The sequence below is a fragment of the Niallia taxi genome (assembly GCF_004005475.1).
Lineage (GTDB): Bacteria > Bacillota > Bacilli > Bacillales > Cytobacillaceae > Niallia > Niallia taxi.
This window is the reverse complement of sequence record NZ_RZTZ01000001.1, coordinates 878,384-901,721: the sequence shown is the minus strand read 5'-3', so window position 1 is coordinate 901,721 and position 23,338 is coordinate 878,384. Positions and strand designations below refer to the sequence as shown.

The 23,338-nt window shown below is 39.1% G+C and carries 21 protein-coding genes; 11 read left to right on the top strand and 10 right to left on the bottom strand.

Features of this window, described 5'->3' with window-relative positions; genetic code table 11:
* Positions 1-19 precede the first annotated feature (19 nt).
* On the bottom strand, positions 20-223 hold the full coding sequence (locus EM808_RS04420) for an alpha/beta-type small acid-soluble spore protein (RefSeq protein ID WP_127736396.1): 204 nt from the start codon (positions 221-223) through the stop codon (positions 20-22).
* Between the two features lie 263 nt (positions 224-486).
* Between EM808_RS04420 and EM808_RS04415 the strand changes: the two genes are divergently transcribed.
* Positions 487-726 (top strand): hypothetical protein, encoded by a 240-nt coding sequence (locus EM808_RS04415; protein ID WP_127736394.1) that lies wholly within the window; start codon positions 487-489, stop codon positions 724-726.
* A 270-nt stretch (positions 727-996) separates the two neighbouring features.
* Here EM808_RS04415 and EM808_RS04410 read toward each other — a convergent pair whose 3' ends face one another.
* The 8 genes from EM808_RS04410 to EM808_RS04375 all read right to left on the bottom strand — a co-directional run bounded on the left by EM808_RS04410 (position 997) and on the right by EM808_RS04375 (position 9,264).
* A complete protein-coding gene (locus tag EM808_RS04410; RefSeq protein WP_127736391.1) occupies positions 997-2,094 on the bottom strand; it encodes an ABC transporter ATP-binding protein in 1,098 nt (365 codons plus the stop codon).
* Between the two features lie 160 nt (positions 2,095-2,254).
* Entirely contained in the window at positions 2,255-2,881 is a 627-nt protein-coding gene (locus EM808_RS04405; protein ID WP_127736388.1) for a metal-dependent hydrolase, read from the bottom strand.
* Positions 2,882-2,995: 114 nt separating this feature from the next.
* The gene (locus EM808_RS04400) at positions 2,996-3,901 is read right to left on the bottom strand and encodes a PucR family transcriptional regulator (RefSeq protein WP_164849573.1); all 906 of its coding nucleotides are present in this window, start codon (positions 3,899-3,901) and stop codon (positions 2,996-2,998) included.
* A 135-nt stretch (positions 3,902-4,036) separates the two neighbouring features.
* On the bottom strand, positions 4,037-4,216 hold the full coding sequence (locus EM808_RS04395) for a hypothetical protein (RefSeq protein WP_127736382.1): 180 nt from the start codon (positions 4,214-4,216) through the stop codon (positions 4,037-4,039).
* Between the two features lie 52 nt (positions 4,217-4,268).
* Complete coding sequence (locus tag EM808_RS04390; protein ID WP_127736379.1) at positions 4,269-5,441, bottom strand: YheC/YheD family endospore coat-associated protein; 1,173 nt, start codon at positions 5,439-5,441, stop codon at positions 4,269-4,271.
* Complete coding sequence (locus tag EM808_RS04385; protein ID WP_127736376.1) at positions 5,438-6,802, bottom strand: YheC/YheD family endospore coat-associated protein; 1,365 nt, start codon at positions 6,800-6,802, stop codon at positions 5,438-5,440. Before EM808_RS04385 ends, EM808_RS04390 begins: the two co-directional genes overlap by 4 nt.
* Positions 6,780-7,874, bottom strand: coding sequence for a YheC/YheD family endospore coat-associated protein (locus EM808_RS04380; protein WP_127736373.1), 1,095 nt, complete (start codon positions 7,872-7,874; stop codon positions 6,780-6,782). The genes EM808_RS04385 and EM808_RS04380 overlap by 23 nt, the downstream gene beginning before the upstream one ends.
* Positions 7,867-9,264 carry a YheC/YheD family endospore coat-associated protein gene (locus tag EM808_RS04375; protein WP_127736370.1) on the bottom strand — a complete coding sequence of 466 codons (1,398 nt, stop codon included), beginning with the start codon at positions 9,262-9,264 and terminating at the stop codon, positions 7,867-7,869. Before EM808_RS04375 ends, EM808_RS04380 begins: the two co-directional genes overlap by 8 nt.
* A 264-nt stretch (positions 9,265-9,528) precedes the next feature.
* On the opposite strand from EM808_RS04375, the gene EM808_RS04370 reads away from it, so the two are divergent.
* Positions 9,529-9,882 (top strand): YlbF/YmcA family competence regulator, encoded by a 354-nt coding sequence (locus EM808_RS04370; RefSeq protein ID WP_127736367.1) that lies wholly within the window; start codon positions 9,529-9,531, stop codon positions 9,880-9,882.
* A gap of 401 nt (positions 9,883-10,283) precedes the next feature.
* Here EM808_RS04370 and EM808_RS04365 read toward each other — a convergent pair whose 3' ends face one another.
* Complete coding sequence (locus tag EM808_RS04365; RefSeq protein WP_127736364.1) at positions 10,284-10,478, bottom strand: alpha/beta-type small acid-soluble spore protein; 195 nt, start codon at positions 10,476-10,478, stop codon at positions 10,284-10,286.
* 216 nt (positions 10,479-10,694) lie between these two features.
* On the opposite strand from EM808_RS04365, the gene EM808_RS04360 reads away from it, so the two are divergent.
* The 9 genes from EM808_RS04360 (at position 10,695) to yhaM (ending at position 23,258) form a co-directional block, all read left to right on the top strand.
* Positions 10,695-11,561 (top strand): Cof-type HAD-IIB family hydrolase, encoded by an 867-nt coding sequence (locus EM808_RS04360; RefSeq protein ID WP_127736361.1) that lies wholly within the window; start codon positions 10,695-10,697, stop codon positions 11,559-11,561.
* Positions 11,562-11,723: 162 nt separating this feature from the next.
* On the top strand, positions 11,724-13,223 hold the full coding sequence (locus EM808_RS04355) for a coproporphyrinogen III oxidase (protein WP_127736358.1): 1,500 nt from the start codon (positions 11,724-11,726) through the stop codon (positions 13,221-13,223).
* A 195-nt stretch (positions 13,224-13,418) separates the two neighbouring features.
* On the top strand, positions 13,419-14,720 hold the full coding sequence (locus tag EM808_RS04350) for an NCS2 family permease (RefSeq protein WP_127736355.1): 1,302 nt from the start codon (positions 13,419-13,421) through the stop codon (positions 14,718-14,720).
* Between the two features lie 123 nt (positions 14,721-14,843).
* Positions 14,844-15,743: an ABC transporter ATP-binding protein gene (locus tag EM808_RS04345; RefSeq protein WP_127736351.1), complete on the top strand. Its 900-nt coding sequence runs from the start codon at positions 14,844-14,846 to the stop codon at positions 15,741-15,743.
* Positions 15,736-16,983: an ABC transporter permease gene (locus EM808_RS04340; RefSeq protein ID WP_127736348.1), complete on the top strand. Its 1,248-nt coding sequence runs from the start codon at positions 15,736-15,738 to the stop codon at positions 16,981-16,983. Before EM808_RS04345 ends, EM808_RS04340 begins: the two co-directional genes overlap by 8 nt.
* Before the next feature lie 114 nt (positions 16,984-17,097).
* Positions 17,098-17,967, top strand: a complete 870-nt coding sequence (locus tag EM808_RS04335; protein ID WP_127736345.1) for a S66 family peptidase — start codon at positions 17,098-17,100, stop codon at positions 17,965-17,967.
* A 65-nt stretch (positions 17,968-18,032) separates the two neighbouring features.
* Positions 18,033-19,241, top strand: a complete 1,209-nt coding sequence (locus EM808_RS04330; protein WP_127736342.1) for a metallophosphoesterase family protein — start codon at positions 18,033-18,035, stop codon at positions 19,239-19,241.
* A gap of 14 nt (positions 19,242-19,255) precedes the next feature.
* Entirely contained in the window at positions 19,256-22,252 is a 2,997-nt protein-coding gene (locus tag EM808_RS04325) for an ATP-binding protein (protein ID WP_164849572.1), read from the top strand.
* 58 nt (positions 22,253-22,310) lie between these two features.
* Complete coding sequence (gene yhaM / locus EM808_RS04320) at positions 22,311-23,258, top strand: 3'-5' exoribonuclease YhaM (RefSeq protein WP_127736335.1); 948 nt, start codon at positions 22,311-22,313, stop codon at positions 23,256-23,258.
* The last annotated feature ends 80 nt before the right edge of the window (positions 23,259-23,338 follow it).

Sequence of the window (23,338 nt, the reverse complement as noted above, 5' to 3'; positions counted from 1 at the left end):
TTATATTAAGTTTTGCAAATTAGAATTGAGAACCGCCAAGTTGACGTTCAGCCATTTGTACTAAGCGTTTTGTGATTTCTCCACCAACAGATCCGTTAGCGCGAGCAGTTGTTTCTGCACCTAAGTTAACACCGAACTCTGATGCGATTTCGTATTTCATTTGGTCTAGAGCTTCAGATACTCCTGGTACTAATAGGTTGTTAGATGAATTGTTGTTTGCCATTTTGTTTCCAGCTCCTTGTATAATTAGTTTTTTGGTTGGACCAGCTGGAGTTGCACCAGCAAGTAAGAGAATCTTACTATCGCTTGATATGGTCCATTGATGCGCTGCTTGTACTCTTATTATGGTTGACAGGAGCTTTTCTATGCATTTATTTTTTGATGAAATATCTTCCAATTAATTGTGTGTAGAATTATCGATCTCGAATAGTTTTTTCTGATCAAACAGAAAATAAACGGAAACTTTTTTATTAATGAGGTGTAGAAATGAATATTTGCCCTTTATGCAATGGCTTGGAACAGCTTAATAAAGTCTGTACGGATTGCGGACAGCAGGTAGAGGATAAGGGAAGAATCATGGATTATTATGATGACTACAGCGCTTATATGCCAATTGATCAAATGAAGCTAGAGAACGGCTATCCAGATTTAGAGAAGCATTTATGCCCGCATCTTGTATTATGCGAATCATGCGGGATGGAGGACTTGGTGTTTATTCAGGAATAGAAAAGGGGGATAGGACAAAAATATTTCATACTAAAAAATATAATACCAGTTAACTTTGAAACATTGGACCTTATGATTCTAATGAATTTTGGCTTTAAAATTAGTATGGTTCATTTCGCTCCATTCCACTAAGATTTTTCATTTATTGTATTTAAAATTGAAAACACAAACTAAAAAAACTGAACTATTAATCGAATTATAGACATTCGATAATATAGTTCAGTTTTAATCTAGCCTAACTACTTATGATGTCCCAGCCTCTTTCCAGTATTAGCGGATACGGCTTTCTGAATCTTTGTCAAAGAAATGGCCTTTGTTCATATCAAAACCTAATTGTACAGTAGCTCCTGCTGCTAAATTAGCTCTTGAATCAAGGCGTGCAACAAACTCTTTACCAGCAAGTGTAGAGTAGACTAAGCTTTCTGCACCAGTCAATTCAAACACATCTACTCTTGCATCAAAGCTCGTATTTTCAGAGCTGCTTAAGAATAAAAGCTCATCATGGATATCCTCTGGTCTAATTCCGAAAACAACTTCTTTGCCGATGTAGTTTTGCTCACGAAGAATTTTCAGCTTTCCTTCAGGGATAACGAATGATGCATTGCCAATCTCTAATTTATTGTCAGTGATTTTTCCTGTAAAGAAGTTCATTGCAGGTGATCCGATAAATCCGCCTACAAAAACATTTTCAGGCTTTTCATATACTTCTTTTGGAGCGCCGACCTGTTGGATTACGCCATCCTTCATAACAACAAGTCTTGAAGCCATTGTCATTGCTTCTGTTTGGTCATGTGTTACATAAATTGTAGTTGTTTGCAGTCTTTGGTGAAGCTTTGAAATTTCTGCACGCATCTGTACACGAAGCTTAGCATCAAGGTTGGAAAGCGGCTCATCCATAAGGAATACTTTTGCATCACGGACAATCGCACGGCCAAGTGCAACCCTTTGACGCTGACCACCTGATAAAGCTTTTGGTTTTCTCTTTAAATACTCTTCTAAGCCAAGGATTCTTGCTGCGTTTTTAACTCTTTCATCAATTTCAGCTTTTGGGAATTTTCGAAGCTTTAATCCAAATGCCATATTATCGTAAACAGTCATATGCGGATACAAAGCATAGTTTTGGAATACCATTGCAATATCGCGATCCTTTGGAGCGACGTCATTGACACGCTGTTCATCAATAAAGAAATCTCCTTTGGAAATATCCTCTAATCCTGCAATCATTCGAAGTGTTGTAGATTTACCACAGCCTGAAGGTCCGACAAACACGATAAATTCCTTATCTTCAATATGTAAATTAAAGTCGCGTACAGCTTCTACCTTTTCATCATATATTTTATAGATATTCTTCAATACTAATTCTGCCATCGTTCCATACCCCCTGCAATTTGATATATATAATGTAACATGATTGATAACGTTTTCACCATCGGCGGTTTGCATGAAAAATAACAGCTTGTTTTGAACAATTTGCATAAAGCGCTTTCTTTGGAATGAAAAAAGAGAGGGACATTTGTCCTCTCTTCGTTTAGAAATCCTTTGATGACAAGGGCAGAAATAATTTGACGCCCCTTTTGTTGAAGGGGAAAATAGACATGTCTGCGACAAGATGACTTATGTAGGCAAGCAAACATGTTAAATAAACACCATCCATTTGCAGTGATTGTGCAAATTGGAACGAAATATAAGCAAAATAAATGGTTCCGATAATGGAGTGGGTATAGCTTCTATGTGGGGTGAAGGAGGCAATAATAATGAAAATCGCCAAAAGTATTAGCCAGGTTTCCTGAAGAGAAATCCCGCCAAACAGGACACCAGCCCCCGTTATCGTTAGCATATGCCGTTGCTTGATCAGACAAGAAATCAGGATAATGGCAAGCCCTGCTCCTATACTGAATAAAAGCTCTGTTTCGTTTCCAGCATAAATACTGTATAAAATCATCAGCGCGCCAACCGCTTGAGCAATTGCTCGAAATACCTTATGGGATATGGTTATTTTATTACTCAGCTTACCGTCAATGTCCATATCAGGCATAAGTGCCGCAATACCGCCAATTCCAACTAAAAGAAGAGTAGTGGATGGAGCGGCATCAACATAATTGGCAACTGCAAATCCAACCCCTGCGCCAATACAAGAATGTGCTGTACCTTTCAAACTATTGATCCTCATTTCTTTCTAACATAAAAGTTATTATTCTAATGCTCTATTATATGATAGGAAGTTAGAGTTGACCAGTAAATAAATGGAAACATACGTTCTTGTCGATTGTTAACTTCTAGGCTTATTATTGCTAAAGTATAAACAAGCAAGATAGGCTGTAAAAAAGTTATGATAGTTTTTTAATGGCAGCCCTGTTCTTTCAGTGAACTTATCAAGTCGATATTGTAATGTATTGCGGTGGATAAACAGTTTTTTTGCTGTATTAGTATTATGTCCATTGTTTTCAATAAATGTTTTTATCGTGAGAAGCAATTCCTTATCTTCCTCCAGGATGGAGAACCATTTTTTAAAGGGCTCCAGTTCTTGGTCACCAAGTCTGCTTATGAGTAAGTGGGGCAGAATTGTCTCAAAAGAAAGAGTTCTGTCTCCAGGATTTATAGCCAAGCCTGCTGTGAAAAAACTTTTTTCTTGCGAGAATATTGCTGCACTTTCTGTAAGAAACGCCATAACTTTTCCTATATAAAAGGTTATTGTAAAATAAAAATCAGACTGAATAGCCTCTGCAAAAGAGGAATATTCCTCGTCTTCTAGGAAATTTCCGTTACGTTCTACGATAATTCCTCTGTTAGCACCATTCCAGATTACCATACTGCTGCTATGAGTAAACCCTTTAAATACAGTTTCAATTGCGTCTTTGTCGACATGTGGATCATTTATTTGAAATTGGATGATTCGGAAGTTTTCACACGGATTATCTGGAAGCATGCCGCCAAAATACAAATATTCGCTCCACATAGTTTCTTCACGATTTTCCTTTATTCCTTCTGGCAAATAATGATTAAATAAGGTTTTTAATAAATCGAATTGGGAAAGGTCCATTTCGCTTTTTTGAAACCCAAACCACCCGTTTTCCCCATCAATGTGAAACCAATGGTAGCTATCAAGCTGGAAATCGGAAGGAGGTGTTGTTTGCTCTACTGCACCATGAAAATAGGTTAATAATTTTTGCTTCATCATTATCCCTCCTATAAGGGTGAATTGCATTATCTTAGTAATGTGAAATCGCTACCATTAATCTTATAATAGTTGCGGAAAAACGGCAATGAAAAACACAGCCGGATATAGCTGTGTTTCACCTTAGCTGCTTATTCACTCTGAAACATGTGGGGGGTCTTCTTCTGCCAGTTCTCTTGCTTCTTCTATATTCGTGGTGCTGTCGTGTCGAAATACTTTTCCGCCAGATAAGCCTTCATTTATCATTCTGTCGATGTCTACATAAGCTTTTTCTCTGCCTTCAAAGCCAGTGTCTTCGTATTTTTTGTCCATCATTATCCCTCCTGCTGTTAGAATGTGTCAGGAAGATATATTTCATTCGGGCTGCTTAAAAGCCGGATAGCTCATAGAAAAGTTTGGCAAGCTGTCTGCAGCGGTTTGTTTCAATTTCAGGCTCATCAAACAGCATTGGTTTCGAATTTACTTCAAAAATATAATAATTACCGTTTTTATCTATGCAGGCATCGATTGAAAATTCGCCGAAAAAGCCAAACCTGTTTGTTAGCAATGCACCACAATGTTCAACAGCAAGCTGAAAAAAACGGTCATGCTCCTGATTTTGTACAAGCTCATATGGAATGATTTTTCCGCCTGCAGGCACATGTGTAGTGACATCCTGAAGAGAGGATTGCCTTATGCCAACTCCAGTCATTACATAATTGCCATCAAGAAATGTTGCAAGTATCCGAAAGTCATAGCGATGCCCATTAAAAACGTCCACATTTATTTCCTCTTGGATAATATGTTCTTTTGTAATCCATATCGGCAAATACTCATTAACTACTTCGTGTAGTGAGGAAAAATGCTGTTCTCCTTGAATACTTTGCAGGAGTAAGGTGTAATCCTTTTTTTTGCTGAGTCTGTAAATATTCTTGCCTTTAGATCCTGCTGCTGGCTTAACATAAATAGAGCCATATTTTGTTATGAAATCTGTTAATGTTTGTTCTGAGTGAAGCAATTCAGTGTCAGGAAGGCAGTTTTTTAGCATTTTATCCTGTTTAAGAAGTTGACTTAATTCGTACTTATTAATGAAGTGCGGATTAAAAAAAGGAAGGTCATTATTTTTAATAAGCTCAATGGCTGCTGCAAAAGAATAGCCTTCCTCAGTCTTGCGGAATGGAACACGATTATAGATTACATGTGGAAGAGGGGTTGTAATGGGCAACCATTTATCTTGAGAGGGGATGTACGTAAATCCATCCACTTTCATGTTTGTTAGTTGTTCGGGAGGAAAGATGACAATCATCCCCCCGAACACATCTAATTCTCTTTGCAGCTTCTCGAAAAGGGGACGATTGCCAATAAGCTTGTTTTTAGAATTATAGGAAGTTAACACACCGACAATTGGCCCAATATTATTTCCCTTTGTCATCATTTTAAATGGCAGAAGTTCAATTGGAAAAGGGGATGAGGGCAACAGCGGCTGGTTATTGCTTCCTAATGTGATACCAGAATGATTGGAATGCCATGTCTTTGCATTACCATCATAATAGATTATCATCTGTATATGTCCTCAGGCTTTTTGATGCTTTGTTCATGCAGGAAGACGGCATATTCTAATGACAATCTTCTTGTAAGCAAATCATCCTTCTTTAAGGAGCTATGCTTAAAGATGCTTCGCCCTGGTTTTGAATTTGCTTCAAACAGCCATACTCTCCCTTTACGGTCAATACCAATATCAAAGCCGATTTCGGCGATTGTACCCTCCGTATGCTTTTCCAATGATTTGCTGATTTTTAATGCTGAGCTGATCAGTTTTTCCTTAAGCAATTCATGATTCTTATCAAGATCTGTTAGCTCGTCGATTGCTTTGACAATACCGCCGCTGTTCATATGTGTAGTAGCACTGCCTGCGCCGGCAATCTTTGCAGCGATGGCCGTAACTTCCCAAATCCCTTGTTTATTCTTATTGGTATGAACACGGAAATCGACTGGTTTTTGTTCAGAGCGCATTAGATGTATGCCTTGTTGAACAAGCAAATTCGAAATGTTTTGCTTTGCGGTAATATGCTGTACGAGCTTTTCGAGTGTATCGAATTTCAACAGCCGCTTCTCACCGCTTTGTTCTTTAAAGCGCATATAGTAATTTTGATCCTTTTTATCAAAGATGACTTGGTGGATACCTTTTCCAAGGCTGCCGTTCTTCGGTTTAATGTAAATATGCCCATAGTTTCCTAGCATTCGTTCCACGATGGAAAAGGAGGTAAATGGATGGGTTTCTGGCAAAAAGTCTGCAATACTGTTCTCCTGAAGAAGTCGTTCATAAATGTCGAGCTTGTTAAAAAAACCTGGATTGTACCATGGAATCAAGTAATCCTTTTGGAGCCGCTCCTTCACCCTTTTTATTTTCGGCATATTCTCTGTGCGCCGGTTTGGGATACGGTCATATATGACATCGGGAAATGGCACCTCAAACCGTTTCCAGCCATCATGATAAAATAATCCGTTTATTGTGCCTGCATCCCAGTTAATATGCTGGGCTCCAAATAAAAAGGCAGTAACACCAGCAGTATTTTGCACGGCTAAAAGCTTGGAGAAAATGATGGAGCGGTCGCCAATGGGTTTGACCTCACCAGAACCGAACCCAGAGGTGAATATTCCAACAAGAGGGCCGAGATAGAGAATGTCTCCCTCAAAAAAAACATGTAAGACAGGAGAAACAGGTGGGATTTTTAATGTTTGCAATAAGTCTTCGCTGATCCTGACAACATTGCCGCCGAATTTTTGCAAGGCAATGGAGCATTCTACCTTTATTGTTCCAAAGGCGACTCGCTTGAGATTTGCAGGAATGGAGGCATCTGCAGGAAGCAGGATTGTATTTTCACAATCATCTATCACTTCAATAGAATAAAGTTTTTTCATTGCTGTTCCTCCTCTGTCCATCTCTCAGCATGGCTGCATAGGCTAATGGTGCTCTGTACAGCTTTCCACTTAAATCTGGATATGCTTGCAGGATGACCTTTCTGCCAGGCTTACTGTTAACGTCAAGTATCCACAGCGAGCCATTCTCTGTTATGCCAATATCGACACCTAACTCAAAAAGAGCAGGAAATGTTTGCTCCAAAATGGGAGGGAGGGTTGTCAAAATATCATCTATTTCAGTTTCAATAAAACTCTTCATTGTGTATGGAGCATTCTCCAGCCATTCTTTAAATGGTATTACGGCTGCTCCAGCGCTAAGGTTAGAAATAATTCTGCCCTCTGTACCGAGTCGGATTCCTTTTTCAACAATCTCCCATGTATTTTGTTCATTTTTTTGGAGTAAGGCTCGAATGTCAAAGGGCTGTTTTTGAGCAGTGCATAAAGGAAGATAAACTTGGCTGAAGTAGTCATTCTTTTGCAGCAGCTGTGCCAGCCAGCGGGAGAATTTTTCTTTATCGGAAAAAATATGCTCTACATGCTTTGCCTTTTTGTCTGTTCTTACATGTATACAGCTATTTTGTTCTTTTATGAAATAAATGCCGTTACCTTGTGAGCCGTTTATCGGTTTTATCATTATAGGATTAACAAAGCTAAGTTCCTCCAATAGCTCTTCAGCTGAAAGTACCGGCTTCGATTTTGGTATATAGGCATTCAGTTTGGAAGCCTTTAAGACATCGTAAAGCTTCAGCTTGTTTGGCAACCCATTGCCGATAAAGACTGTATCTTCCTTTTGCTTCAGCCACTCGACAATGTTTTTGCACTGTCTAGAATGAGCGTCATCCTGATAATAACAGCGGTCATATAAAAAGTCCGGAATAGGAAAGTCTTGTTTATACCAAGCGTTTTTATCCTTGTCAAAAACCTTGCCAGATACCTTTTCAGTAAGGGGATTATAGCTGGAAGGGACAAATTGATAAACATTAAAGCCTGTAGCCTCACCGAATTTAGCAATCTCTGTGATATAGCTTTTTTCATTTTCTAATGAAAGTGTCATAATACCGAAACTAGACATCTTGTTTTTCTCCTTTATTTATATGTGGAAAAGAAAGACTTAGACAATATTCCAGTAATGCCTTTGTAGAGGGTCTGACTTTGTTTATGGCAGAATCAAGGTTTTTTGAAGGCTTAGAATTAACTTCTATAATCCATAGATCACCATGTACGTCAATGCCCATATCAATGCCAAGCTCACCTATGTCTCCATCTATTTGAGAGGTGAGAGCAGCGGCTGTTTGCAGGGAAATGTCCTTGAATTGAACCTCAACACTTTTTCCTAAATGTTCGCCAAATAATGTTTGGAGAACTGATTTTGCAGGAATCATTTCTGCTCCTTGAAACAAGTTGGCGACAAACGAGTCAGGTTGAGCGCATCTGGCGACAATGGAGGTGATTTTCCAGTTCTGCCGAATATCCTTATGGCAAAGAATTCTAAAATCAAGGGAGCGGTTATGGTATTGCTGAAAATTAATTCCTTGCTGACAAATATAGGCGCGTTTTTGTGTGAACCGTTGCAGCCATTTCCAGAGCTTTTCAATTGTGGAAAAGAAGTGAATTTTTCCTTTTTCTTTCCCGGAAGAAATGCTCGTTTTCCAAGCATTTTCTTCTTTGCGCAATTGGATAATTTGCCGGCCTTGACTGCCGTGAATCGGTTTAATATAAAGTGTATGGTGTTTTTTTACCATTAGTTCAAGCGTTTCTTTTGAGAGCAAGTTTGTCTCTGGGACATGATTTCTTAATATATTGTCACTTTGAAGCATTTCGGATATATCATATTTAGAAAAAAATTGTGTGTTAAAAATCGGAATATTTTGCTGAGCTAAATCCTTTTTTAGCTCATTGAACTTATTGCTTGCTTCTGCCTTTCGGAGATGAAGGCGGTTATAAACAACATTAGGATATGGGAGAGATGCTTTTATCCATTTATCCTGTTGATAGGAATAGCCGTCAACATAGCCCTCCATCCAATCATCGAGGCATACAACATACAGAATTCCGCCAATGCGCGCAATCTCTTGCTGGAATTCTTGGCAAAATTGATGAATGGAGCGGAAGGAAGCACCGCTATCCAAATCAAATACAGGAGCATCAGTCAATATTGCTATTACAGGACCAAGTGTAAGTGTACGGCTCTGCTTTTCAAAAAAGCTGAGCAGTGTTAATTCCTGATTTGGAAGCATTAACGTTTGGGTCAAGCTGTCACTGAAAGAGATAACTTGTTTATCATCATGAACAGCTTCAACTAATACAGGAACTGCCATGCTGCCTAACTGGAGCATAACAGGATTATTATTTTCTATTTCCCAGAAATGGAATAAGGAAGTGCTAATACGCAGTATTGGCTCCTTGTTTGCAGGAAAGGATGAATTTTCTTTTATGAACAGCGGAAGCAAATTTATTCTCATCGCAATTCCTCATTTATAAGGTGATAGTTATTTAAAATACATAGGCTAAAGCTGATATTATCGTATGTTAAAGCAAATAATTTGTGCATGAAGGGATGGGTGAAAAGGGAAGTTATCTAAGTCGTTTCGAGTTGATAACATATAAACATAATCACGTTGTTAGAGGTACATGTTATCTTACCACTAGGAAATAAAGGGTCTTTCTGGCAATATAGAGCATAGTTTGTTATAGTGGAGACAATTGTTAAAAAGGAGTTGTTTAATATGGCAGTAAACCTTCATGATGCAGGTTATGAGCTGGAAAAAGCTATTCGTCAAAGTGATGAATATACAAACTTAAAAAAAATGTATGACTTAGTAAATGGTGATCCATCTGCAAAGGCAATGTTTGAAAACTTCCGCAACATCCAAATGCAGCTGCAGCAAAAGCAAATGTCAGGGATTGAAATTACACAAGAAGAAGTAGAACAAGCCCAAAAGACAGTGGCATTGGTGCAACAGCATGAGTCCATCTCTAAATTGATGGAAGCAGAACAACGCATGAGCATGGTAATTGCTGAGCTTAACCAAATTATCATGAAGCCGCTTGAAGAATTATACGGTGCACCACAACAATAATTTATGCAAATAGGCTGAGACATTAGTATGTAAGTCTCATTTAAAAACCGAACTATTTTTTCATTATTGATTAATAGTTTGGTTTTTTGTGTTTTTGTTCAAAAACAATAATAAAAATTCCTGTCTCATCTCATCCTCTTTTTATATGACAATTTGAGTGAATCCTTAAGGATTAGCAAGACAGCCCAGTTCACCACCGATGCAGCTTAGCGCGGCTAACACAATAGAGCTATCATTATTTCCCCTTTACTGAGAAAAAAATATAAATGATTCTACCTCAATAGTTTAGTCTAAGCTTAAAGCAAATTTTGGACAGCTCTTTCAAATGAAAAAAGTGCCCACAGCCTAAGCTTTGGGCACAATTCCAAGTATACAGTTGTTTAGCTAATAGCAGCAGACTCTTATTTAGAGCCTTGTAACTGTTGTTGAGCCATTTGTACTAAACGCTTCGTGATTTCTCCACCAACAGAACCATTGGCACGTGCAGTAGTTTCAGCACCAAGGTTTACTCCAAACTCAGTCGCAATTTCATATTTCATTTGATCCAAAGCTTGAGATACTCCAGGTACTAAAAGTTGATTAGAATTGTTAGACATTGTTGTTTCCTCCTTAAGTGAATTGGATGTTACATTCAATAGTTTGCTAAAAGTTTGCTGATATATTCGCATAGATGATTTGTAAATGTTTCCAAAAAATATTGATTGTCTTTGTTGCAGTTAGCCGGGGGAATTAAAGACCGCGGGTTCTAATGTAGGGAGTTTTTTCATACATGATATATAAAGACATTAGAAACTGAAATTGGGGGGAACAAGATGATTTATCGCTTATTGGCTTTAAATATTGATGGGACTCTTATCCAATCAAATGGGCGTCTGAGTAAATCCTCTAAAGAGGCAATAGAGTACGTCCAGCAAAAAGGCATTTATGTAACATTAGTCACATCAAGAAGCCTGCCTTCAGCACGAAAGGTTGCAAAAGCTTTAAAGCTGGAGAATTATATTGTGACACATCAAGGTGCACTTATTTCGGACAATGCGGATCAAACATTATACGTAAACAGACTGACAGAAGAGCTTACATATGAAATTGTCCGTTTCCTTGAAGGGTTTATTTGCCAAATCAGACTTGTGCATGAGAAGTTTTCCCTTGCTAACAAGTCAAGGCTTAATCATAATATGCTCGCCAAAACTGTGTTTAACTCAGGTGATCCTGTGTTCTACTCCCATCAGTTTGTCGACGTCCTCAGTGAGGTTTTGCTGGAGGAGCCAGTCAGTGCCCCTAAGATAGAAGTGTATTTCGAAGAGAAGAAGGATTGTTTAGATGCAAAAGAGGTTCTAGACAAAATGTTTGAGGAAGTCAATATTGTTCAAATGAATGATTTGCGCCTTGAAATTTTGCCTGAGGGCGTTAACAAGTTGAATGGCCTGCTTTATTTGGCTGAGCATCTTGGGATTAATCGAAGAGAAATAGTCGTTATTGGTGATAGTCTTGACGATAAGGAAATGATAGAAGCAGTCGGCCTAGGTGTTGCCATGGGCAATGCACCAAGTGAACTAAAGTTTTCGGCAGATTGGGTAACAAGGTCCAACAATCAGGACGGGGTTGCTTATATGGTGAAGGAGCATTTCCGCAAACAACAGCCGATTGAGTTTCTCCGCAAGATGAATATTATTAAATAGCATTTATTAATTTATATATAACCAAAAAAAATCCCTTGCAAATGCATAGGGATTTTTTGGTTTTATTAACAATACTTTGACCTGGCTGGTCACTTTTTGTAGACTGAAGTATAATGGCTTTTAGAATAAATAATAACTATGATAGATAAGGTGACTATAAAGATGAAATCAATTACGATAAGCGGGTTGCAAGATGACAGGTTAATCAGACCATTAGAGCATATCGGCAACTTGTTTTTTGAAGATACAAAGGTGACTTTCACTCCGGAAGATGAAGCGGAAATTATCATTTATTTTAATGTTTCTGAAGACGAAGACAGGTATTTTGTGGAAGGAAGTTTGGATGGCAGACAGCCATTCAATTGTGAAAAGGATTTAGCAAACCTTGATGAGAAGGAAAGATTTAAAGAACAAAAAAATGCGATTTCTCAAGTGTATTTAAAGGTACTGCAAGATTTGACAGGCATGATTCAAAAATGGGGGATCCTGACAGGGATTCGCCCGACAAAGCTGCTTCATAAGCATATGCAAAATAATACACCAAAAGTTGAGGCGCATCAGGCATTAAAGGAAGAGTATTTAATGTCAGACGAAAAAATCGATCTTATGCAGCGCATTATCGACAGGCAGCTTGCTGTCATTCCTGATTTATATGACTTGAAGAAGGAAGTAAGCATTTATATAGGAATTCCATTTTGTCCAACAAAATGTGCTTATTGCACATTCCCGGCATATGCAATAAACGGAAGACAAGGGTCTGTATTTTCCTTCTTAGGCGGTCTTCATTATGAAATACAGAAGACAGGGGAATGGCTTAAATCTAAAAATATTAAAATCACAACAGTTTATTATGGTGGAGGAACACCTACAAGCATAACAGCTGAGGAAATGGACATGCTTTATGAGCAAATGAATCAATCCTTCCCTGATGTGCAAAGTATAAGAGAAATAACGGTAGAAGCAGGCCGACCAGACACAATCTCGCCAGAAAAACTAGAAGTACTGAATAAGTGGAATATTGACAGAATCAGCATCAATCCACAATCGTATACTCAGCAAACATTAAAGGCCATCGGAAGACATCACACAGTTGAAGAAACAATTGATAAGTACCATCTGGCTAGACAGCATGGAATGAATAATATCAATATGGACTTAATTATCGGTCTTCCAGGAGAAGGTGTTGAAGAGTTCCAGCACAGCCTTGACCAAACAGAGGAACTGATGCCAGAATCACTGACAGTTCATACCCTTTCCTTTAAACGTGCCTCTGAAATGACACGAAACAAGGCGCGATACAAGGTTGCAGACAGAGATGAAATACAAGAGATGATGAGAATGGCTGAAGATTGGACAGAGAAGTATGAGTATGTACCATATTATCTGTATAGACAAAAGAACATTCTTGGGAATTTGGAGAATGTCGGCTACTCAAAAATCGGTCAGGAAAGCATCTATAATATTATGATGATGGAGGAGCTTCAAACGGTAATTGGCCTTGGATGTGGGGCATCAAGTAAATTTATACACCCAGTTACAGGAAAAATTACGCAGTTCTCTAATCCAAAAGATCCTAAAACGTATAATGACAGCTTTGAGGAGTATACAGACAAAAAATTGGCATTGTTAGAAGAGCATTTTTCTGCAGAAAAATCGCTGTAAAACAAATAAAAATCGCTAAGTTGAAGGAAGATAGAAAGAGCAGAGGCAACTGCTATTACTATCTTCCTTTTTGTTTGTGCACAAAGAAATGGACCGTTTATTCTATTGGAAGCGTAAGAAAAAGATTGCATTATTGTTAGAAAGCGAATAATATATAAGAGTTGTGTTAAAATGTTCGTTTTTTTGGAGGTATACATGTTTAAACTTAAAGAGAACAATACAAATGTGAAAACGGAGATAACGGCCGGCTTCACCACTTTTTTGACAATGGTCTATATCGTTATTGTAAACCCTGTTATCCTATCAAGTGCAGGAATTCCTTTTGACCAAGTGTTTATGGCAACAATTATTGCAGCAGTAATCGGTACACTTTGGATGGCTTTATTTGCTAATTATCCGATTGCAATTGCACCTGGTATGGGCTTGAATGCTTATTTTGCTTATTCAGTTGTAGGCAGTCATGGCGGTATTGATTACACTATTGCTTTATCTGCTGTTTTCGTGGCAGGAATTATCTTTTTAATTCTATCTTTAACAACATTCAGGGAAAGGCTGATTGAAGCGATTCCGGAAAACCTGAAGCATGGAATTACGGCAGGTATCGGTTTGTTTATTGCTTTTATCGGCTTAAGACAGACAGGTATCATTGTTGATAATAAAGAAAATCTAGTTGGTCTTGGCGATTTACAGTCACCAGCTGTTGTGCTTGCATTAGTTGGTCTTGCTATTACAATTATTTTATTTGCGATGAATGTCAAAGGCGCTTTATTCTTAGGCATGATTGCAACAGGTATTATTGCATTCTTTACTGGACAGCTTTCGTTTGCGGAAGGAATTGCTGGTGTTCCACATCTGCCAGAAGGATTAATTATCACAAATCCTTTTGCGGCAATCGGAGATGTGTTTCAGCATAGCTTATATGCAGTCGTGTTCTCCTTCTTACTTGTAACGATTTTTGATACGACTGGAACAATGGTCGGTGTTGCAGAGCAAGCAGGCTTAATGAAGAATAATCGTCTGCCTAAAGCAAGACAAGCACTGCTTGCAGACTCTGTTGGTACTTCCATTGGAGCAATGTTTGGAACAAGCCCGACAACAGCATTTATTGAATCAACTTCAGGAGTTGCAGCTGGAGGAAGAACAGGCTTAACAGGCGTTACTGTTTCAGCTTTATTTATACTTTCTGCATTCTTTGCACCGCTTGTTAGTGCTGTATCAGGATTATCCGCAATCACATCACCAGCACTTATCATTGTCGGAAGCTTAATGATGGGAGCTATTGCAAAAGTGCGTTGGTCTGAATTTGATGAAGCTTTCCCAGCGTTCCTTGTTATCTTAAGCATGCCGCTTACTTCAAGTATTGCAACAGGGATTGCGCTAGGATTTATTTCTCACCCGTTGTTGAAATTAGTTACAGGCAAGGGTAAATCTGTTCACCCGCTCGTTTATATATTTGCCGTATTATTTTTGTATCAGCTCGTCTTTTTATCTCATTAGAGCTTGAAAAATCCCGTGAAGTTTTTGCTTCATGGGATTTTTTTTTGTTTTGTCCAATTTTACAGTTATTTGTGAAACTTTCTGCATATCTTTTCGTATGAAAGGTGAAGGAGGAGATCGGAAATGGCATTAGAAATAAAAAATGTAACAAAAAGATTTGGTTCATTTGTTGCGGTAGATAATGTATCTTTATCAATTCCCGAAAATGAAATGTTTGGATTTCTGGGCGGAAACGGTGCAGGTAAAACGACAACCTTTCGCATGCTGCTCGGAATATTGGATATAAGTGAAGGGGCCATAACTTGGAACGGTCAGGGAATTAACTATTCGACAAGTCCAGAAATTGGCTATTTACCTGAAGAAAGGGGACTTTACCCGAAACTAAAGGTAAAGGACCAGCTTGTTTACTTAGCAAGACTGCGCGGCATGGACAAAAAGGAAGCACTAACGGAGCTGAAGTATTGGCTGGAGCGTTTTAAAGTACCTGAATATCTTGAGAAAAAAGTGGAGGAGCTTTCAAAGGGAAATCAGCAAAAAATTCAATTTATCAGTGCGGTTCTACATAAGCCGAAGCTGCTTATTTTAGATGAGCCATTCAGCGGTTTAGATCCAGTTAATGTGGAGCAGTTGAAAAGTGCTGTTATCGACTTGAAGAATTCAGGCACGACCATTGTTTTTTCTAGTCACCGGATGGAGCATGTTGAAGAGATGTGTGAGAACCTTTGTATCATGCATAAAGGAAAGCCGGTAGTACATGGCGGCTTGAAGGAAATCAAACGAAGCTTCGGGAAGAAAAATGTCACGATCCATGCTGATTTTGATTTGACTTATTTAATTAAGTTTCCTGGTGTTGTTAAGCTGAAACAGACGACAGAAGGCGCGGCACTGCAAATTGAAGGAGAGGAAATTGCAGAGAATATTCTGAAGGATATTGTTGGAAGGGGCTTCATCCGAAAATTTGCGCTTGAGGAGCCGACTTTAAATGATATCTTTATCGAAAAGGTAGGTGCTTCACTTGAATAGCTTTTGGATTATCTTATTCCATACTTACTGGACAAAGGTAAAAACGAAATCATTCATTATTACAACGATTATTACATTACTGCTTATCCTTGGCTTAACAAATCTCCAATCTATCATCGACATGTTCAATGATGAGGATGGAGCTGATAAAATTGCGGTCATCGACAAAACGAACGAACTGTATCCATCTGTTGCAGCCATGTCAGAATCGATTCAAGAAGGAATGGAACTGGAGCACTATGTAGACAGTGAGTCAGAAGCAAAGAAAAAGGTAGAGGATGATTCCTATCAAGGGTTGCTGATTCTTGACTATGATAGTGAAAATTTACCTGAAGCATCCTATTATAGTATGGATATAACGGATTCAGCTACAGCAACTAGCATAGAAACTATCGTTCAAGCAGTTAAGAGTCAGCTGGCAGCAGCACAATTGAATCTTTCTGGTGAACAGCTGGAGAAATTAAACGAACCAGTGCCATTTGAGCATTTTGCCCTTGAAAAGAATGCGAAAACAGAGGAAGAATTAAACCAGGCAAGAGGACTTGTCTATGTGCTGTTATTCCTCATTTATTTTGCAGTTATCCTATATGCTAACATGATAGCAATGGAGGTAGCGACGGAAAAATCATCACGGGTTATGGAAATTCTGATTTCCAGTGTGTCGCCGATTAAACATATGTTTGCAAAGATTCTAGGTATCGGGCTTGTGAGTATAACCCAGCTGGCGGTTCTGCTTGTAGCAGGGTATTTTTCTGTTACAAATAATGATAATATGAGCACACTTGATGGCTTTCTTGGTTTTAGCGGCATTCCTGCTGCAACCATCGTCTATGCTGTTGTATTTTTTGTTCTCGGTTATTTCTTATATGCAACGCTTGCAGCATTCCTCGGATCGCTTGTCAGCCGCATTGAGGATGTACAGCAAATGATTACTCCAATGACATTAATGGTAGTGGCAGGCTTTATGATTGCGATGTTTGGTTTGAATAACCCAGATACGACATTCATTACTATTACCTCTTATATTCCGTTCTTTACACCAATGCTGATGTTCATGCGGGCAGGTATGCTGAGCCTTCCAGTGTGGGAGCCGATTTTAGGTATGGGCGTATTGGCTGCTTCCATCATCATTCTGGCTGTCTTTGGCGGAAGAGTTTATAAAGGCGGAGTGCTGATGTACGGGAAATCTAATTCGTTCAAGGATATTAAGAAAGCACTCCAGTTAACGAAAAAGGAATAATGCTTAAAAGATTCACGATTCAATTCGTGAATCTTTTTTATTATTGAAGAAAAATTATTGCTAGTCTCGTCCATACTTGTACAATGAACCTATGAGGATGAAAGAAGGTGTTTTATGAGTATATTACAAAAGGGGGACAAAGTTGCCTTTATTGCTTGCTCTGATGGAAGAGACGAGTCGAAAGCAAGCGTCTATTCGTTTTTAGAAAAGCAGCTTGAACAGTTTGGAATTTATTCCGTTTATGCAAAAACCTTTTATGCAAAGGAAAATACTCCATTCAGCGGTACACCCAAACAGAGAGCAGCAGAGCTAATGAAGTTATATGCAGACAAAGAAATTAAAGCTATTTTCGACCTGTCAGGCGGTAACTCTGCCAATGAGGTGCTTTCCTTTATAGATAGTACTGTTATTAAGGAAAATCCGAAGCCCTTTATAGGCATTAGCGATTTGTCCGTCCTCAATAATGCATTGTTTGCTTTAACTGGTGTAGCTAATCTTCATTACCAGGCAATGAATCTTACAGGACCGGATGCCGATTTTCAAAAAGACTTATTTGCTCAAGTGTTTCTTGAAAGCTGGGCATCTCCAAATGACAGTGTAACCTTTTCCTATAGATGGATTTGCGGCGACAGTATGAGCGGATGTGTGATCGGGGGGAATGCAAGATGCTTTTTGAAGCTAACAGGCACTCGATATATGCCTGATCCGGAAGGAAAGCTTCTTTTTCTTGAAAGTCTAGGAGGAGGCCCTGCGGCTATTGCCTCGTATTTTGCTCAGCTGGATCAGCTCGGGATTTTTGAAAAATGTACTGGCATTCTGTTAGGCACGTTCACTTATATGGAGAAGAATGCTTGCAGTCCTTCAGTAGAGGAGCTTTTGCTCCAGTATACTAAAAAATACAGAACGCCAATTGCAAAAACAGAACAGTTAGGACATGGACCAGACTCTCATTGTATACCAATTGGAATGCATCTTGAATTATAGTGGATAGGAACGTGCATTCGTATTTTAATGATGGTAATATAAAATAGAAGAAAGGAGGAAGTTGTATGGAAGAGATTACATTTATACACTGCGCAGACCTTCATTTGGACAGCCCGATGCTTGGACTGAAAAATCTGCCTGCTCCTATTCGGGCACAGCTCCGCGAAAGTACTTTCGCCTCCTTCAGGAAAATAGTTGATACGGCGATTGCAAGACAAGTCGATTTCGTTCTTATCGCAGGAGATATTTATGATGGGGAAGACAGGAGTCTGCGGGCACAAATCCTTTTCAAAAAAGAGATGGAAAGACTTAAAATTCAGGAGATAGACGTATATATCATCCATGGGAATCATGACCATTTAAGTGGTAGCTGGCTGGAAGTAAGCTTTCCTGATAATGTTCATATTTTCCCTTCAGATGTGACTGTTTTCGAGCACAAAAAACGGAACACGAAAATCCATTTATACGGCTTCAGCTATGAAACAAGGCATTTATATGATAGAAGAATAAATACATACGAAAAAACAGACACTGCAGATTACCATATAGGTCTATTACATGGCAGCATGGAAGGAAACAGTGATCATAGTCCGTATGCTCCCTTTAACCTACAGGAGTTAGCTTCAAAAGGGATGAATTACTGGGCATTGGGCCATATACATAAACGAGCAGTACTGCAGGCAGACCCTCCTGTTGTGTATCCAGGAAATATTCAAGGAAGACATAAAAAGGAAACAGGAGAGAAGGGCTGTTATTATGTTAAATTGAACAACGGGGATGCTGAGCTGGAATTTATTCCAACAGCAGCATGTTTATGGAAATCTGTGCAAATAGATGCTGCAGGTGCCAAAAATGCCGATGAGCTTTTGTCGCTTTGCCATATTGCTCAAGAGAAGGAAAGAGATCAGGGCTTGCCTTCTATTTTGGCCATTTCTATTATAAATGCAGAGGGTATCGGCAGTCTTCAAGCAGGAGAATTATTGGAGATCCTTCAGGAGGATGAAATCGATGAAACAAATTTTGCATGGATTTCGAGTCTGTCTATAACAGAAAATATCAGTTGGAATAAGGCAAAGCTCGAGTCAGAATCGGCGTTTTTTACAGAGCTTTTTCAAGCTGTGAAAGAAGCTGATTCCATTGATGAGGCTGTGGCACCAATTTATCGTCATCCAGGTGTTTACCGCTATCTTTCGGACTTAACTGAACGAGAGAAAGAGGAGCTGGCAGAAGAAGCAGAACGGCTGCTGCTCACCATGCTGAATGGTGTCTCTTAGGGAGTGAAAAAATAGTGCGAATTAAAACAATTACAATTTATGGATATGGGAAGCTGGAGAATACTACCATTGATTTAGATGCAGATATCCAAGTTTTTTTTGGAGAAAATGAAGCAGGCAAGTCAACAATTATGAGCTTCATCCACAGCATTCTGTTCGGATTTCCTACAAAGGTTCAAACAGAGCTAAGATATGAACCGAAACTGCAGCATAAATATGGCGGGAAGCTAACAGTATGGTTTCCGGAGCATGGGCTGGCAACAATTGAGCGTGTTAAAGGGAAAGCAGCTGGTGATGTTACAGTCGTATTGGAGAATGGTCAAAAAGGACAAGAGCAATTGCTTGGAGAATTGCTGCAAGGTGTTGATAAAGGACTTTATCAATCTATCTTTTCCTTTAATCTTGATGGCTTGCAAAACATCCATGGTTTAAAAAGTGAGGAAATTGGCAGATTCTTATTTTCGACAGGTGTGATTGGATCAGACAGCATTTCAAAAGCAGACAATGAACTGCAGAAGGAGCTGGATTCACGCTTTAGACCTAATGGCAAGAAGCCAGTTCTGAATGAGCTGTTGCTAGATTTAAAGGATGCCCATCAGCAGCTGAAAAGTGCTGAGAGAACAAATGGTCAATATCGGGAGCTGTTGGAGAGAAGAGACCAGCTTGCTGAAGAATTGGAAGCAGCAGAAGCAGATACAGCTAGTCTTGCATCGAACATCACAAAGCTCGAAAAATGGGTGCAGGCTGCTCCAATCGCGTTAGAAATAGAAGTAACGGAAGGCAATAGGAAGAATTATGAGAATCTTGCCTTTCCGAATGCTGGGTTAGAAAGATGGGAACGTATTAAGGACAGAATGCTGACAGTGCAAAGTCAAATTCAGCATGTGCAAAACAAAATGAAGGTGTTAACAGAGAAGCAGACACAGCTTCAGCCAAATGAAAAGCTGCTGAAGGCTGCTGGAGAAATAGAAGAAGCAAGCGGTAAAATGCCTGTTTATGAAGAGCTGCAAAAGCGAAAAAATCAGCTGATAAGTCAGCTTTCCATGCTTGAAAAGGATATCAAAGTTCTTCAAGAAAAATTGCATATTCCATTAACAACAGATGATATTTCTGAAATTAATACAAGCATTTTCATGAAAGAGCAATGTGCTAATGCAGATGCAAAGCAGAAAAGCCTTAAGTCTTCACGATTGGAGCTTGATTCAAGGCTTAAGGAAGAGCAGCTACAGCTTGAAGCGCTTGAACATTCGACAGCTGAAATGGAAGCGAGGCTGCTTTCTGATGAAAACAGGAAGGAATTAGAAAGACAGCTTAAAGCAGCAGAAAATATCAGCTGGCATAAAGAAAAGGTCGCTATGCTTGCACGGGACTTGGATAATGTCCAAAATCAGCTGGAAGCAAATCGAAAAAGCCATTTTGCTGCAAATATGCAGTTCCTATTCATTTTGATTATGCTGATTGTCATTGGACTAGCAGGAGCGGCTGAAAAACTGACGTATTTAGTGCTTGCAGCTGTGATAGGTGGCGTTGCAGCTATCATTTATTACATGACAAGGATAAAATCTGCCCAAAAGGAACGATCAAATCTCCAAGGCAAGGCAAAAAGGCTGAAGCGAGAAAATGCAGCCACTAATGAGGGAACAGGCACGAGCGAAGTGTCTGACGTATTTGCGCTTAAAGAGGCACTTGAAAGGGATAATCAAGCAAGAGAAAATTATAGCTTGAATCTAGTGAAGCTGGAGCAGCAAACACGGGAATATGATAGAATTCTCCATGGATTTGAGTCATGGGAGCATCAATACAGAGAGCACCAGCAAGTTCTTAAGGAGCTTAGCATTGCTTTGAAAATCCCAGAGCAGCTTGCACGTGATTTTATTTATGATGCCTATTTGCTTTTGGATGAATGGAAAATGAAGCTAAAGGATAAATGGGCAATTTTAGAGGATATTTCAGAAATAGAGAAAGAATCAGAACAAATAGCTGCGAGAATATCCAGCTATTATGAGCAGTTTTTTTCTGCTGGAGCAGAATCACTCACCTTTATGTCCATTCAGCTGGTAAATAGTGTCAGAGACGAGAAGGAAAAGAAAATCTACTGGCAGGAGAATCAAAGGGCAATAGAGGAATATATCCAGGAGTTAAACGGTTTAGAAGGAGAGCTCTCTATCTTTTCGTCAGAGGCTGCTGAATTGCTTGCGCTTGCTGAAGTAGAAACAGAAGAGGAATACCGTAAAAAGGGCGAGCTTTATACAGAAAAACTCAGCTTGGATGCAAAGCTTTTCGCATTACAGGAAAAATTAGCTCATTTTCGTTTTTCACAAGAAGAGATAGACGTGCTATGCAGTTTGGAAAATCCAGAAGCAGAAAAGTCGCGCTTAACAGAAAAGCTTGCACAAAAAAATGACAGAATCAAGCAGATTATGAAAGATAGCGCCACAACTGGAGTTACAATTTCCGAACTGGAAAGCGGTGGAACGTATACAGAGAAATTGCATTTATTTAAACAATTGAAGGATGAGTTTCAGGAGGAAGTCAAGGAATGGGGGAAATATGCTGCCGCAAAGCATTTCCTGACAAAAACGGTCAATGCCTATAAAGATAAACAGCTGCCTGTCATGCTGCAAAAGGCAGAGGAGTATTTTGCTATTTTAACAGATGGTCAATATGTTAGGATATTGCCGAAGGAAGAAGGAATTGGATTTTTACTGGAAAGTGCGAACAATACCTTTTTCGAAGCGAAGGAACTAAGCAGAGGGACAGCTGAGCAGCTTTATGTGGCAATCAGGCTCGCACTTACTCAAACATTTTATCAGAAATATCCGTTGCCAATTATTATTGATGATAGCTTTGTTAACTTTGACAGCAAAAGGACAAAGAAGGTGCTTGAGCTCTTGAAAACATGCAGGGATAATCAGTTGCTTTTCTTTACGTGCCACAGCCATTTACTAGAACATTTTCCTAAAGGGCAAATTCATTCTCTTATGCAGCCCTCTTTAGAGAGAGACCGGTAGAAGTAATAATGTTATACTAGGAACGAATAAAGATAGATGAAAAAGGAGCGAAAGTACCTTGGATAAAAAAGGAGTCCTACACTATGACGTTGGAGATCAGTTTGATTCCCACTTACTGATAAAAAGTTCAGCAAGGGCGATGGCCAGCAATGGCAAGCCTTTCTTAACATTGATTTTCCAAGATAAAAGTGGAGAAATAGAAGCAAAGCTATGGGATGCTACAGATGCAGATGAGCAAATATATCAGCCTGAAACAATTGTAAAAATAAATGGGGATATCCAAAACTACAGAGGCAGAATGCAGCTTAGAATCCGTCAAATAAAGCTTGTTTCCCAAGAGGAGAGTGTGCGACTGTCAGATTTTATTGAAACAGCGCCACTTGAAAGTGAAGAAATGCAAGCAAAAATTAACCAATATATTTTTGATATGAAAAACCCTAACATACAGCGCATAACAAGACATCTTGTTAAAAAGCATCAGAAAGCGTTTTTTGAGTACCCGGCGGCAACGAAGAACCATCATGAGTTCGTCTCAGGCTTGGCCTACCATGTTGTCAGCATGCTTGATTTAGCCAAAGCGATTGCAGGGCTTTATCCGAGTCTTGATACAGACCTGCTGTACGGCGGCATTATCCTTCATGACCTAGGGAAAGTACAAGAGCTGTCAGGACCAATTTCAACCACGTATACTGTAGAGGGAAATCTATTGGGGCATATTACAATTATGGTAAATGAAATAGGAAAAGCAGCAGATGAGCTTGGCATCAAAGGAGAGGAAGTAATGATCCTTCAGCATTTAGTGCTATCTCATCATGGAAAAGCAGAATGGGGCAGCCCAAAAGCACCTCTTATTAAAGAAGCAGAAATTCTTCACTATATTGATAATTTGGATGCGAAGATGAATATGCTAGACAGAGCACTAGAAAGGGTAAAACCAGGTGAGTTCTCCGAAAGAATTTTCCCGTTGGAAAACAGATCCTTTTACAAGCCTTCCTTCCATAAATAATAGATTACACAACGAGGCTGGGACATAAGTATATGAATCAGTATAAAAACCGAACTATCCATTCTAATTTCGATTGGGTA

Bases quoted from the DNA above. Each gene is read 5' to 3' on its own strand.
- EM808_RS04420 (WP_127736396.1), bottom strand. From the start codon at position 223: ATGGCAAACAACAATTCATCTAACAACCTATTAGTACCAGGAGTATCT.
- EM808_RS04415 (WP_127736394.1), top strand. From the start codon at position 487: ATGAATATTTGCCCTTTATGCAATGGCTTGGAACAGCTTAATAAAGTC.
- EM808_RS04410 (WP_127736391.1), bottom strand. From the start codon at position 2,094: ATGGCAGAATTAGTATTGAAGAATATCTATAAAATATATGATGAAAAG.
- EM808_RS04400 (WP_164849573.1), bottom strand. From the start codon at position 3,901: ATGAAGCAAAAATTATTAACCTATTTTCATGGTGCAGTAGAGCAAACA.
- EM808_RS04395 (WP_127736382.1), bottom strand. From the start codon at position 4,216: ATGATGGACAAAAAATACGAAGACACTGGCTTTGAAGGCAGAGAAAAA.
- EM808_RS04390 (WP_127736379.1), bottom strand. From the start codon at position 5,441: ATGATAATCTATTATGATGGTAATGCAAAGACATGGCATTCCAATCAT.
- EM808_RS04385 (WP_127736376.1), bottom strand. From the start codon at position 6,802: ATGAAAAAACTTTATTCTATTGAAGTGATAGATGATTGTGAAAATACA.
- EM808_RS04380 (WP_127736373.1), bottom strand. From the start codon at position 7,874: ATGTCTAGTTTCGGTATTATGACACTTTCATTAGAAAATGAAAAAAGC.
- EM808_RS04375 (WP_127736370.1), bottom strand. From the start codon at position 9,264: ATGAGAATAAATTTGCTTCCGCTGTTCATAAAAGAAAATTCATCCTTT.
- EM808_RS04370 (WP_127736367.1), top strand. From the start codon at position 9,529: ATGGCAGTAAACCTTCATGATGCAGGTTATGAGCTGGAAAAAGCTATT.
- EM808_RS04365 (WP_127736364.1), bottom strand. From the start codon at position 10,478: ATGTCTAACAATTCTAATCAACTTTTAGTACCTGGAGTATCTCAAGCT.
- EM808_RS04360 (WP_127736361.1), top strand. From the start codon at position 10,695: ATGATTTATCGCTTATTGGCTTTAAATATTGATGGGACTCTTATCCAA.
- EM808_RS04355 (WP_127736358.1), top strand. From the start codon at position 11,724: ATGAAATCAATTACGATAAGCGGGTTGCAAGATGACAGGTTAATCAGA.
- EM808_RS04350 (WP_127736355.1), top strand. From the start codon at position 13,419: ATGTTTAAACTTAAAGAGAACAATACAAATGTGAAAACGGAGATAACG.
- EM808_RS04345 (WP_127736351.1), top strand. From the start codon at position 14,844: ATGGCATTAGAAATAAAAAATGTAACAAAAAGATTTGGTTCATTTGTT.
- EM808_RS04335 (WP_127736345.1), top strand. From the start codon at position 17,098: ATGAGTATATTACAAAAGGGGGACAAAGTTGCCTTTATTGCTTGCTCT.
- EM808_RS04330 (WP_127736342.1), top strand. From the start codon at position 18,033: ATGGAAGAGATTACATTTATACACTGCGCAGACCTTCATTTGGACAGC.